Source organism: Roseiflexus sp., assembly GCF_057785375.1.
The window spans coordinates 115,182-128,204 of record NZ_JBYNRX010000058.1 but is presented as its reverse complement, the minus strand read 5'-3'; the positions used below and the strand labels follow the sequence as shown (position 1 = coordinate 128,204).

The following is a 13,023-nucleotide window of genomic DNA, read 5'->3' as shown; positions in this document are numbered from 1 at the left end:
CCGGGCGGGAAACGAACGATGGAAACTCGAACACTTCGTCGCGTTCGCAGTGAACGCATTCTGGGAGGCGTCGCCGCAGGCGTGGCGCACGCGCTCAATATCGACCCAGTATTTGTACGCCTCGGCTTTCTGTTTCTGGCATTGATCAACGGCTTTGGCACGTTGCTCTACCTGGCGATGTGGATCCTGGTGCCAGCCGAGGATAGCCGCGAGGTCGATCCTCGTGCGCAGATCCGCGAGAATATCGCCGATATGCGCGCGGTTGTTGAAGAGTATGTCGCACGTGTGCGCAGCCTGTTTGCGGCGTAATGCCCTTCCGTCCGGAGTCTCTCCAGAAAGCGCATATTACCGTCATTGTGAGACACACCAGCGTTCGCCCGACGGTGATGGTTTTTGAGAAATTAATCCGGCATCGCCACGTCGAGCCCGCGAAGGCGGGCTTCGCTTCCCGTAGCCCGCGACTTTAGTCGCCAGGCTACAAGGCGGATAGCGGAATAATTTCAAAGTCCATAACCGTCGGGCTGATCCCACAAAGGGCGCTCAAGCGCCCTCACTCGGGAGACGCCAGCCTCGCGTCAGCGGGGCTTCGTGCATTGAGCGCGGGCATTCATGTCCGCGCGGGTGAGCGGCGTGCTGATGCTGCGCTTCGCGGCGCCTGCCGCGAACGGATCGTGGCAACTCGCAATGACGCCTGAACATCAGGTATGCAGAGAGTCTCACAGGGTCTCTAGTGCGACCGCCACGGCTTCGCCTCCTCCCAGACAGAGCGCTGCGATCCCGCGCCCGCCGCCGCGCCGGAACAGGGCATGGATGAGTGTTACCAGGATGCGCGCGCCGCTGGCGCCAATCGGATGCCCCAGAGCGATGGCGCCGCCATGCACATTCAGCCGGTCGCTGTCGAGGTTCAGCGCGCGAATGTTCTGAACGACCTGCGCAGCGAACGCTTCGTTGATCTCGAACAGATCGTAGTCGTCAAGGGTCGTCGCCGTCTGCGCGAGCAGGCGGCGAATAGCGTACACCGGCGCCGTGAAGACCTCGCGCGGCGCCACCGCTGCCTGCGCTGCACCGATCAACCGCGCCAGCGGGCGCGCACCGAGATCGGCTGCGCGTTGCGCGCTGGTGACCACCAGTGCAGCCGCGCCGTCGGTCAGACCGGGGGCATTGCCAGCAGTCACCGTCCCGTCGGGTGAAAAGGCGGGCGACAGTTTGCTGAGGGTTGCGAGACTCACGCCGCGACGCGGCGGCTCATCGACGGCAAGGGTATCGCCGCTCTGCGATATGAACGGGGCGATTTCATTGGCGAACGCCCCGGCGTCCTGCGCAGCGATAGCGCGCGCCTGCGATTCGACGGCGTACATATCCTGCTGCTCGCGGGTGACCCCATACGTGCGCGCCGTCCAGTCGGCGGCGTGCCCCATGTGATGATGCTCGAATGCGCACCACAAACCATCATAGATGAGCGAGTCAACCAGTTCAGCATTGCCCAGTCGATAGCCGCCGCGCGCCTGCGGCAAGAGATAGGGGGCGCGGGTCATGCTTTCCATACCGCCGGCGACGATGAGCGATGCTTCACCAGAGCGGATGAGCGCGGCAGCCAGCATCACCGCCTTGAGTCCGCTGCCGCAGACCTTATTGATCGTCAGGGCGCCGACCGATTCGGGGAGACCGCCGCGCAGCGCCGCTTGACGGGCGGGCGCCTGCCCAAGCCCTGCGCCGACCACGTTTCCCATGATGCACTCATCGACCAGCGCCGGATCGATGGCAGCCCGTGCGACCGCGGCGCGAACCGCACGTGCGCCGAGATCGGTGGCGGGAACAGCGCGAAACATGCCCTGGAATTTGCCGATTGGCGTGCGCGCTGCGCCGATAATGACGATGTCGTTGGCGTTGAGCATTGATCATCCTCCTTCCTTACAGGATGGATTGTACGGCGTCCCTTCAAAGTAGGTGTTCCATTCACTTTCCGACAACGTGCGACCTGCGGTGCGGCAGGCGACGTCGAGCAGTTCGTTGCTGGACTGCGGCAGCATCTCAGGGGCGTAGAGCGGCGCGTTGAGATTCCAGACGCGCGCCATGCCATCAGCGCCTGCGGTCAGCATCAGGGAAGTGTTCGCCGGTATCGCCACACTGGTGACTGCGCCGTCGTGGCCGCGGAGAAGCACCGGTTTGACGCCGGGATCGGCGGCTCGCAGATCCCAGAGGGCGACCTGCCCATCGGCGCTGGCGGTTACCAGGCGGCTGGCGTCGCCGTTCAACGCCAGTCCTGTGATCCGGGCGCTCTGGCCGCGCAACACCACGCGCGCCCGGTTGTCGTTCCGCGCTTCAAGGTCCCAGAGGCAGGTCGTTCCATCGGCGCTGCCGGCGATGACCAGCGTGTTCCCCGATGCAGTGCGCACCTCCGTCACTTCCGCTGTCAGACCGAGCAGCACATAGACCGAGTCGAACTGTGTGCCGCTGAGACGCCAGAGACGCACCTGCCCTCCAGCGCTGCCGTAGGCGAGCCAGCGTCCGTCGCTGCTGAACGTGATCGATGTCAGCGCGCCGCGGGTGCGTTCACGAGTATATGTTCCAGAACCAGATGCCAGATTATAGAGTCGCGCCTGGCTATCGTCGTTGCCAGTCGCCAGCAGGCGCCCGTCGGGGCTAAACGCAAGCGAGCGAATGCCACTGCGCCCGCCGAGCCCGCTCAGACGTTGCGGCGGCGCCGAAAGGTTTGCCAGATCGTACACGAGTGTTGCGCCCTGGTTGTCGCCGATCGCCAACAGGCGCCCATCACGGCTGATGACGATGGCCGTGTTGCTCCCCCCTGGTCCTGCGAGTTCGCGGGCGGTCAACGTCGCACCGGAGAGATTCCAGAGACGAACGCTGGCAGGATCACCGCCTGCCGTCACCAGGCGGGCGCCGTCGCGCGAGAGCGCCAGCAGCGTTGGCGAGCCCGAGGCGCTGGCGATACGCGGCGATCGGCTCAGATCGGTCAGGTTCCAGACCTGAAGCGAACCACTGGAGGTCAGGAGTGCCGCGACCGCACCGTCATCGCTGGTTGCTGCGGCGACCACCGGACCGCCAATCTCCAGTCCCACGCCGCCAATGCGTGTGAGCGAGCCGCGCAGGACCGCATCGGCGATCGGAACGGGCGCTTCGCCCTTTTGCAGCGTGACCTGCACTGCTTCGATTGCCAGCAGGAGGCTGAGGACAGGGCGATCCTCACGTTCCGCCTGCGCCAGCGCCGCGAGTTGGCCAGCGCGCGCCTGGCGCGCCTCGCGCTCGAGCGCCGGGACCAGCGCCTCGGCGGTCCGGCGTGCATACGATTCCTGGGTTGCCGAGAGCGCCGCCTGGGTGCCGCGCAGCAGCGCCAGGCTTTCGGCGGACTGCGCGGTTGCGGCCGCATCTTGAGCCTTTCTGGCAGCTTCACGGGCGTTTTCGACAGCGACCTGGGCAGTAGCAAGCGCCAGATTGGAGATGCTGACCTGGGTTGCCAGTTCGGAGGCGGTTGTCCTGAGTTGCGATTGTTGCAGCAGCAGCATGATGCCTGAGATGATGGCGCCGATCAGGGCAAAGGCCATCGTGATGACGACCAGGCGCAAACGATGCGCCGAGTGCGCTTCGGCTTCGGCGCGCTTCCCCTGCTCGATGGCCAGTTTTTCGTTCTGTTCCGCCTGAATACGACGCGCTTCCGCCAGCGCCTGCGCCTGTTCGAGTTCCTGGCGGCGCTGCGCTTCTTCCGCGTAGCGCGCCTGATCGATCGCCGCGCGACTGGCGGCGACCAGATCGAGCAACGCTTCGTCATACCCCAGGTACGCGGCTTCGGCGCTGCTCAACCAGCGTTCGGCTTCCGCCAGTTGCACTTCGTCGAGCAACCCTGCAGCGCCGCCACCGAGCCGCACCCACTCCGCTGCCTTTGCCTCCAGGCGGCGACGCGTTGCGATTGCCGCGCGCTCATCTTCGAGCCAGTTGACGAGGGTGGGCCAGTTGCGCACGAGCGCTTCATGGGCGATTTCGATCTGCGCACTCCCCGACGTGTCGCCGGGGGTAAGCCGGACCAGGCGCGCGGCGATCAGACGTTCGAGCACCCGATCGACCCGATCGCGCGCTTCGCCAGCGCGATAGAGTTGATCGCGCCGGATGCGGTTGCTGGTGATCTCCAACCCCTCGCCGGGGCGCACCATCCGCATCAGGATGCGGCGCGCCGTCACCTGATCCTCCGGGATCAGGCTGTCATAGAGCGCATCGGCACTGCGCGCCAGCGCCTGCCGTCCGCCGCCGATCCGCTGGTACGCCTGCCAGGTCACCCGGTTGCGGTCGCGCGCATCCCACAGTTTGAGCAGCGAGAATTGCAGGAGCGGCAATGCAGCCGGCTCGCCGAGGGTGTCGTGAAGCAACGCATCGATGACACCCGGCTCAAACTTGAGACCGACCAGTTCCGCCGGACGTTCAATCGCCTCGCGCATTTCGCTGGCGCTGAGCGGCAACAGTTGCACCCGCGCTCGTTCCATCCACTGTTGAAGCGACGGTTCGAGCGCAATAAAACTCTCGAAGTCGCTGCGCATGGTTGTGATGACGATGTGGCGGGGGGATGGATGTTCCACAAGGGCGACCATCGCCTCGACGAATGCACGGCGCTCGGTTTCATCGTCGGTGAGGGTGAACAATTCTTCCAGCTGATCGACAACCAGCACCGCCGGTTCGGGTCCATCGAACGCTGCAACCGCCTGCTGCGGGTCGCGTAACTGTTCCGCCAGGTCCTCATCACTCGCCAGATCATCGGGTTGGCCGTTCAGGCGACGCAGCGCGCGCGCCAGGTGCACCAGCGGCTGTTCCCCCGGCGTCACCACCGGCAGGTAGCGCCAGGCGCCGCTGCTGGGCAACGCATTCTGCTTCAGGGCGGGGATCAGCCCGGCGCGCACCACCGACGACTTGCCGGCGCCAGAGGGACCGACGAGCGCCAGCATGCGATGGTCATTCAGCCGGTTGACCAGGAATTCCACCAGGCGCCGCCTGCCGAAGAAGCGCGCCGCATCCTCTTCGCGGAACGGGTCCAGCCCGACATACGGGCAGTGGGCATCGTCCAGTTCTGGCGCGAGCGACAGGTCGAACTCATCGAGCGTGGCGTCGGGCGGTTCATACCCTTTGCGAATGAGGATCGTCGCCCAGTAATCGAGTAGACTCTGCGCTGCGTTGCGCTCGTCTTCGTCTTCGAGCACGACGCCGGTGGCGCTGCCGCGCGCAATGACCTCCACCGCCTGCCCCAGAACATGCGGCGTCAATCCCTCATCGCGCAGGCGACGGAGCAAGTCGGTATGCGCCGTGCGCAACGCCGCGAATGAAGGGTATGCCAGCACATCATGGTCGGGCGCCCGTTCTGGTGATGGGTGATCGGTCATGGCGTCAGCACCCTGAGGACGGAAGCCAGCGGCTCGCCGACCTTGCGTAATTCGTCACACACCCGTTTGAGTTCGATATCGACGCGGAAGAAACGCTCCCCCGCCTGGCGACGAAAACGACGGAAGAACTGCCGTGCGCGCGCCGGATCGGCAGCCTCCAGCGCACCGGTCACCTTCTCGGCATCGCTCTTTAGGGCAGCGCCCCACGACTCGGCGCTCTCCAGGTAGAACGGCGCCACCCGTTCGCGCACATCGGGCCACGAGAGTTCCAGTTCGGTGATGTCCTGATCGATGAACTGCTCGATCCGGCGAAGATCGAGATCGACGATCTGCCAGCGATCATGTTCTTCGACCAGCCCGGCAAGGCTGGCGCTGAGAGTCGTCAGCGCGGCGACGCCGAGTTCAATCTGGCTGATTCTGGTCGCATCGTACCCGGCATCACCAAGCCGGCTGCGCACCGCGGTCATACCCTGGACGAGCGCGGTGAGACGCAGGGCGCGCGCGGCGGTGTTGAGACGGGCATTGATCAGGGTCGGCTGGGTGGTCAGCACCCGATTGAGCAGGCGCATCGCCTTTTTCAACACCTGCAGATCGGTTGCATTGACCGCCTGCGCCACATCCGTCTGGGCTTTGCAGACATCCGCCACCCACGACAATTCGCTCGCTGGCAGGCGATTACGTTCGGTCACCTGCTCCAGGTCGCGCAGAATGCCCTGGAGAGTCACCTCGTAATTGGCGATGCTCTCCCACGCCAGATCGTCGTCCGGCAGGCGGCGCATGTCAATGACAATCGGGTTGTAGCAGTGGAACTGGAGCGAGTGCAGTTGATCATGCACATCCTTGTAATCCGCCAGAATGTCGATCTGGCGCGCCGCAGCCTGGAAATCGGCGCGAAACGCAATCACCGCCTGGCGCACATCACTGCCCGCCTCGATAAGGTCCTCGAGCGCCTGAATGCCGGTCCCGACCGAACGCGCCGTGACTTCCGCCACAGTCGATGGCGTATGAGCGGCAGGGGGATCAAACAGGCGACCATCCTCGGTGCGCGTGTAGATCACCGGAATACCCCAGTCGGCGCGACCAAGCCCGGCTATGTTCATGACGGCGCGTCGCCCTTCAGTGACGCAAAAATCGATTGGGAAGGCATCCGCCAGGGCGCGATAGAATGCCCCGGCAAAGGCGCGGGTGGCTTCTTCCGGCGCCTGAAATTGCATCGCAATAACCGCCGGAATCTGGGCGCGCACCAGAGCCGGCGCCATGCTGCGCATCGGATCGAGCGCCAGTTGCCCGGTGGCGCAGGCGTCCAGCACAACCAACCGCAGGTTGCTCCGGTCCAGCATAATGCCGAGTTGCAGCGCACTGATCGGTTCTGGATCGCCAAGGTCGTCTTCGAACATGAGGCTCGCTGTGGCGCCGTCGGCGGCAAACCCGCCATGACCGACAAAATGCCAGATGTGGTAGCCTTCGCGCAACCGGTTCTGCAGTTTGGCAGCCGTCAGATGCGGTTCAACGACCGCGACAACCTGGTTGCCGAAGCGTTCGATCGCTGCCTGAACCGCTGCCAGTTCGCGTTCGACGGCGGTTGGCGGCGGGGTTTGCGCGGCGGTCAGCAACACACGCAGCGGCAACGGCGCGGTGAGCGGCGGAATGCGGTCCGGCTGCGGCAGATGGCGCACGACCGGCGCATCGAGCAGCGTCAGGGGACCGCGATCCGGGTCGTAGAGGAATTCCCAGGGCAGCATGGCCACCGATGCTGCCGATGGCGGGATGTTGAGTCGCAGGCGCAGACCTTCATCGCTGGCGAGTGCGCCCCGGCAACGGACGTACACATCACGCACTGCGCCGGTGAAGAGCGCATCGAATAAGGCTTGGCCAAGCGCGACGAGTGCGGCTTCGTCGAGATCCAGCGCGCGCAGACGCGCTAACAACGCCTGTATCCGTGGATCGGCGTCGGGCAGGCGCAGTTCGCCGTCACCCTCTTCGCCGCGCGGTCCGCGCGCTTTGAGAAGAAAGCGACCGCTCTCTGCCGGTGTGACCGCAATTTCGAAGTCAGCATACGATTTCATGGCGTGATTATCGTAGTATAGCACACCCCTTCGTTGCCGACGAGGATGAAAGTATGGTACACTCCCGCGATGTATGCACCGGTATCTGGAAGCGATTGTGAGCGGCGAAACGGGCACGCGAGCGTCACCTCCGCTGAGGCTGGCGATCCGCGCGATTGCGGCAGCGCTGGCGGCCACGCTGCTCGTGACCCTTCTGTGCCAGATACCGGTGGTGCACCGTGTTGATGTGGGGCGGTTCGACGCCGGGTATGTGCGCGGCTTCTACGACCCGGAGCGCCGCGATTGGCCGCAGGCGCGCGCCTATCTGAACGGGTCGGACGGCAGCGCGCGCTGGACGCGCGCCGAGTCGTTTCTGCTGTTTCCGCAGGCTGGTCTTCCTGCTGTAGTGACGCTGCGGCTGCGCGGCTGGCGCGCCGATGGTCCGCCGCCGCAGGTGAGGATCATGGTCGATGGGCGCGAAGCGTACAGCGGCGCAACTACCGGCGAGTGGCAGGAGATTCGGCTGGCGGTGAAGCAACCCTCGCTGAAGCCGGAGGATGTGCTCATCACAATACGCTCTGACGTAGCGCCGATCAGCGTCGGGGATCCGCGGCCGGCGGGGGTGCTCGTCGATGCGGCCGAGTATCGCACGACAAGACCGCCGCTGCAACCGTATCCGGCGCAACTGGCATGGGGCGCGCTTGCTGGGGCGTTGCTGGCGCTGGCGCTGGCGGACACGCAGTGGGACGCACGGAAGTCCTGGCGCCGCTTCTTCACGCCGCTGCGCGCATGGACCGCCGGGATGCTGCTGATCGGTCTTGCCTGGCTGTTGCTGTACCGGCTTCAGCCAGCATACCCCTACCCGTTACGTGGACTCTTGCCTGGTATCTGTGCGGCGCTTGGCGCAGTCACAACAGTGCGGTACGGACCGGCGCTCGCGGCGCGGCTGCCGCTCCTGCCGGATGTTCTGGCAGTGGGCGGCATTGTGGTGTGGACCGCAGCGATTCTGCTGGCGGCGCAGGATCACGTAACACTGTCGGTTCCGGGGGTCGAGAAAGATTTCCGGGTGTTTGCGACACGCGCCGTCGATCTGGCGCTGGTCTTCCGCGCCGATGGGTTCTACAACCTGGGGTATCCGCTCCTGCTCTGGTGCGTTGCGCCGTTGACCGGCGGAAATGTCTTCCTGGCAGCGCGACTGATTGCCGCCTTTTTGGGCGCGATCTTCCTCGGCGCGTCCTGGTTCCTGGCGCGCTGTGCGCTGGGGCGCGCCGCGGCGCTTGCGGCGCTGGTGATGCTGGCGCTGAACCCGTTTGTGGTGCAGTATGCGCTGTACATCGGCAGCGATATGCCGTTTGCGGCGTTCTGCGCGTTGACCCTGGCGCTGCTGGCGCAGTGGACGGACCGGAAGAGCGTCTGGCTGCTCGTTCTGGCCGGCATCGCCGCAGGCTTCGCATTCCTGATGCGGCACCCCGGCATCCTGTTGCTTCCCTTTGGGATGCTGGTTGTGTGGATGAGGCGCGAGGCGCGAGGCGCGAGGCGCGAGGGGCGCGAGATACGAGGCGCGAGGTACGAGGCGCGAGGCGCGAGGGGCGCGAGGCGCGAGGCGCGAGGCGCGAGGCGCGAGGGGCGCGAGATACGAGGCGCGAGGTACAAGGCGCGAGGCGCGAGGGGCGCGAGGCGCGAGGCGCGAGGCGCGAGGCGCGAGGGGCGCGAGGCGCGAGGCACGAGGCGCGAGGCGCGAGGCGCGAGGCGCGAGGGGCGCGAGATACGAGGCGCGAGGTACGAGGCGCGAGGCGCGAGGCGCGAGAGATACGAGGCGCGAGGCGCGAGGCGCGAGGGGCGCGAGGCGCGAGGCACGAGGCACGAGGCGCGAGGCGTGAGGGGCGCGAGGCGCGAGGGGCGCGAAGCAAGGGAGACGCGGCAAGAAGCAAACGTTCAACGTTCAACGTTCAACGTTTCCGCCTTCACCATTGCTTTCTTTATCGCAATTGCGCCACAGATGGTCGTCAATGTGCGCGATACGGGCAATCCGTTCTACAGCCAGCAGGCAAAGAACATCTGGCTCGCCGTGTACGGCGACAGCGACTGGGGGCGCTGGAACGAAGTGAGCAATAATGTGCCGCTCACCGATGTTATTCTCGAAGATCCGGCGCGCTTTGCAGGCGCATGGTGGTCGAACCTGCGCGCATTCATCGGCGCCGGCGCAGAGTCGGCAGGCGATGCAGGGCAGGCGTCGCAGTTGCGGCTGCTGGCATTTCCGGCGAACTGGCTGGCAGTGGCCGGTCTCGTCGGATGGCTGGCGCTGATCGGGATTCGGTCCATGAACGTGGGTGGGGCGCCCACGAGGGGCGCCCCTGCGATGGGGGATACGACACACCTCCAGGCGCCTGCCAGGGGCGCTCCGGCAGAGGAGGAGGCGCCGCCGACCGCCCCGCCATTGGCGACGAACCCATGGGCGCCCACGAGGGGCGCCCCTGCGAAGTGGGATACGACACACCTCCAGGCACCTGCCGCGGGCGCTCCGACAGAGGGAGAGACGGGGCCGCCTGCACCTCCGTTTGCTGCGCCGTTGATCGCATGGATTGCACTGTACGCCGCTGCGCTCGCCGTGGGTCTGCCGTTGCAACGCTTCTTTCTGCCGCTGGCGCCGGTTTACGCGATTGCAGCAGCGTGGACACTGGCGCTGGCGATTGGTGCGCTGGCAGCGCGACGGGCATGGAGTCCGGCGCGGCTCTGGATCGTCGGCGTGCTGGTGTTCCTCGTGCTCCTGTGGCAGGGATTCGCCATTGGCGCGCGCGAGGTTCTGGATCGTCAGCCTGCCGATGAGGTCGCGGCGATACGCTTCGTGCAGCAGACAATCCCGCCGGACGAACCACTGCGCGCTGCGCTGGCGCCCGGCGATCCGGTCGGGAAGTATTCCGCGATTGCGCATCGTATTGCGCCGCCGGAGCAGGAAACACGCTACCTGCTGCACAGCAGCGAGGCAGGAGCGCGACCTGACGGTGTGGTCATTGCAACATTTGGCATATACGCACTGGTGCAGGTTCAGCCGTGAGCGGAACGCAATCACAGGTACAACGGTTCAATCTGCGCGGCTGGATGGCGTCTGCTGCTTCCGAGGCGCGCGCATCTCCGCTTGCCACGACTTATGGGTTGCTGGCGCTGCTGGTCGTGGCCGGCATCATGCTGCGTCTCTGGTTCATCAGCGTCAGTCCGCTCGATCCGCGCTACTCCAATGCCGACGACGGCGATTACTACCGGCGGGCGCTGAGGTTTGCCGTGACCGGCGCGTATGTCGATGACGCCTGGCTCATCCGTCCGCCGTTGCATGTGTTCTTTTTTGCGCTCTGGCTGCGGCTGGCGTTGATCCTCGGCGTTCCCCAACTTGGTCTGCTCTTCGTGCAACTGGCGCAGACGGCGCTCGCGGCGCTGATGCCGCTGATCGGCTTCGATCTGGCGCGGCGCTTGTTCGGCAGCCCACGCGCCGGGCTGCTGTTCGCCGGGTTCCTGGCGCTCTGGCATCCGCTGGTCGAGCAGACGACCGTGCTGTTCAGCGAGCATCTGTACCTGTTTCTGTTTCTGCTCCATCTCTGGCTGCTGGTGCGCTACGACCAGGAAAGGCGGCTGCGCGACCTGGCGCTGGCGGGTGCGGCGCTCGGCGCAGCGGCGCTCACGCGCTCACCAGCGCTGTATGCCAGCGTGTTCGTGGTGGGGTGGCTGGTCGTGCGCGCGCCGACGACGGCGCGATCCGGCGCTGCGTCGCACTGGGAAGCGGCAAAAACGGCAATCACGCCAGCGATTGTCGTTATGGCGGCATGCCTGGCAATCGTCGCACCCTGGACGGCGCGCAACTATCTGACGTATGGTCATCTAATCCCGGTCGATACCCTGGGGCAGATCAACCTGTGGCTCGACCTCGACGATGTGGCGCGGCGGAACGAAAACATCGAAACGCTGCGGCGCATGCCGCAGTCAGAGCGCCACATCTACGCCCTCGAACGCGCGCGTGACATCCTGGCTGCCGATCCGCTGCGCCCGTTCCGCTCGATGTGGGACACCTTCCGTCATATCTGGAAAGCGCAGTTCATTGAGGATTACTTTGTCAAGCAGAGTTTCTTCACCCGGCCATTGCGCGAAACGGCGCTTCTTGGTCTGGCGGGCGATCTGATCTGGCTGGCGTTCACAACGGTGGGACTCGCCGGTCTTGCGGGGCGCGCGCGTGAGGGAATCCATTTCCGCCTGTTGTTTCTGGCGTGGATCGGCTATTCGCTGCTGACCGTGCTCATCTTCCACGTCGAACCGCGCTATCTGTTGCCGCTGTGGGTCATGATCGCGCTGTACGGCGCAGGAATGACAGCAGTGCGCTGGAACGGCGTGCGCGCGACGCCGCGCCTGGTGCTTCAGGCGGCAGTAGTGGCGGCGTTCTTCGCGTTACTGCTCACCTACCGCGACTATCCGGCGATTATCGGCGGCGGCGTCGCGCGCGAACGCGCCATGATCGCCGGTCTGTCGGCATATCAGGCGGGCGACTATCCTGCTGCGGAACGGGCGTTTCGCGCTGCGCTCGAAGCGCAACCGCGTTTCGTCGATGCACAGGTGCATCTGGCGCTGGCGCTGGCGGCGCAGCAGCGCCACGACGAGGCATTGGCGCTGATCCGGCGCAACAGTTCACGCCACGCCGAACTGGTGTTTGGTGCGCTGTTGCGCGATACCGGCGACACGGCGCAGGCCGCGGCCCTGCTGACGTACATCGAAACCATTGCCGGCGAAGACATTCAACGCTGGGGTCTGGCGTGGCTGCACCCGCCGCCAGTAGCCACGTTGTCTGTGGGGACTGGTCTCGACATAGGCTACCTTGCCGGATTTTCACCCGCCGAGCAGGGCGCAACCGGCGGTTTCCGCTGGCTCGAAGGGCAGGGCGTGATCGTGCTGCCGCTGGCGGAACCGCTGCATGACGATGCCGTCGTCGTCCTGTCAATGACCGGCGGCGAATCGGCAGCGACCACGCCGCTGACCGTGCGCGTTGGGAACGGACCGGCGTGGCGCGTGGAAGTTGCGCGTGGGCAATGGCGGCGCTACCATCTGCTGGCGCCGGCGGGGAGCGTGGCAGAGCCGCGGCTTGTCATTGACCTGCGCGCGCCGACCTTCGTGCCCGCGCTGCGCGACCCCGCGAGCGACGACGCGCGTGCCCTGAGCCTGCGCCTGGCGCGCGTGCAGGTGCGGCGGTAGGGGGTGGGGGAGGCAAAGACAGTCATTTGTGATAGCACGTATTCCGTAATATTATCAATATATGATACAGTCTTTCAAGGACGCAGCGACGAGAGATATCTTCAACGGCGTTGACTCAAAATCTGCACGAAAGGCGTGCCCCCCGCTTATGGAAGATTGCGGCACGGAAACTGGATCAACTTGACTCTGCGGAAGCGTTGAATGACCTGCGAATTCCGCCGGGTAATCGCCTTGAGACTCTGAAAGGTGATCGACAGGGACAATATAGCATTCGTATCAATGAACAATATCGGATATGCTTCATCTGGACCGAAGCGGGTCCAGAGCAAGTGGAAATCGTCGATGATCACTGAACGGATGAGGTAACG

General features: G+C 65.3%; 7 protein-coding genes. 4 read left to right on the top strand and 3 right to left on the bottom strand.

Annotated features, from left to right (window positions below):
• Positions 1-18 precede the first annotated feature (18 nt).
• Entirely contained in the window at positions 19-309 is a 291-nt protein-coding gene (locus AC3EA7_RS10470) for a PspC domain-containing protein (protein WP_488613998.1), read from the top strand.
• 407 nt (positions 310-716) lie between these two features.
• On the opposite strand, the gene AC3EA7_RS10465 is transcribed toward AC3EA7_RS10470, so the two are convergent.
• Genes AC3EA7_RS10465 through AC3EA7_RS10455 form a run of 3 tightly spaced genes read right to left on the bottom strand, consistent with a single transcriptional unit; the run spans position 717 to position 7,447 of the window.
• Positions 717-1,895: a thiolase family protein gene (locus AC3EA7_RS10465; RefSeq protein ID WP_488613997.1), complete on the bottom strand. Its 1,179-nt coding sequence runs from the start codon at positions 1,893-1,895 to the stop codon at positions 717-719.
• Positions 1,896-1,898: 3 nt separating this feature from the next.
• Positions 1,899-5,381 (bottom strand): nSTAND1 domain-containing NTPase, encoded by a 3,483-nt coding sequence (locus AC3EA7_RS10460; RefSeq protein ID WP_488613996.1) that lies wholly within the window; start codon positions 5,379-5,381, stop codon positions 1,899-1,901.
• Entirely contained in the window at positions 5,378-7,447 is a 2,070-nt protein-coding gene (locus tag AC3EA7_RS10455; RefSeq protein WP_488613995.1) for a CHAT domain-containing protein, read from the bottom strand. The genes AC3EA7_RS10460 and AC3EA7_RS10455 overlap by 4 nt, the downstream gene beginning before the upstream one ends.
• A 73-nt stretch (positions 7,448-7,520) precedes the next feature.
• Here AC3EA7_RS10455 and AC3EA7_RS10450 point away from each other — a divergent pair, with 73 nt between their 5' ends.
• The 3 genes from AC3EA7_RS10450 to AC3EA7_RS10440 all read left to right on the top strand — a co-directional run bounded on the left by AC3EA7_RS10450 (position 7,521) and on the right by AC3EA7_RS10440 (position 13,008).
• Complete coding sequence (locus AC3EA7_RS10450) at positions 7,521-10,481, top strand: ArnT family glycosyltransferase (protein WP_488613994.1); 2,961 nt, start codon at positions 7,521-7,523, stop codon at positions 10,479-10,481.
• Positions 10,478-12,655, top strand: coding sequence for a tetratricopeptide repeat protein (locus AC3EA7_RS10445; protein WP_488613993.1), 2,178 nt, complete (start codon positions 10,478-10,480; stop codon positions 12,653-12,655). The genes AC3EA7_RS10450 and AC3EA7_RS10445 overlap by 4 nt, the downstream gene beginning before the upstream one ends.
• 110 nt (positions 12,656-12,765) lie before the next feature.
• Positions 12,766-13,008, top strand: a complete 243-nt coding sequence (locus AC3EA7_RS10440) for a type II toxin-antitoxin system RelE/ParE family toxin (RefSeq protein WP_488613992.1) — start codon at positions 12,766-12,768, stop codon at positions 13,006-13,008.
• The last annotated feature ends 15 nt before the right edge of the window (positions 13,009-13,023 follow it).